This is a genomic window from Alteromonas sp. ABE4_545, from assembly GCF_056161325.1.
This window is the reverse complement of record NZ_JBSWYY010000091.1, coordinates 1-266: the sequence shown is the minus strand read 5'-3', so window position 1 is coordinate 266 and position 266 is coordinate 1. Positions and strand designations below refer to the sequence as shown.

1 protein-coding gene is annotated in these 266 nt (G+C 54.5%); it reads right to left on the bottom strand.

Annotated elements, in window-relative coordinates:
• A partial coding sequence (locus ACXAH6_RS20450; protein WP_474879836.1) for a hypothetical protein occupies nt 1-266 on the bottom strand: 266 nt, incomplete at both ends.

Below are 266 nucleotides of genomic sequence, written 5' to 3'. Positions count from 1 at the left end.
CCACCGTCATATCAGTGGTAATGGCTGCGCTATTTGACGTCACCGCTGACTCATTGCCCGCGGTATCGGTTTGCTTCACCTGAATATCGCCAATGGCGTAGGTAGTATCGTCTGCCAGCTCAAAGCTGGTACCTGTACCGGTGGTCCAGTTTACACCGCCATCCAGCGAGTATTGCCAGCTTGCGACGTCAGAGGCCAGGGTGACATTGACTGTGGCATCGTTAGTCAGGTTATCAGACGATGAACTGCCTGAGTCGCTCGCCAGA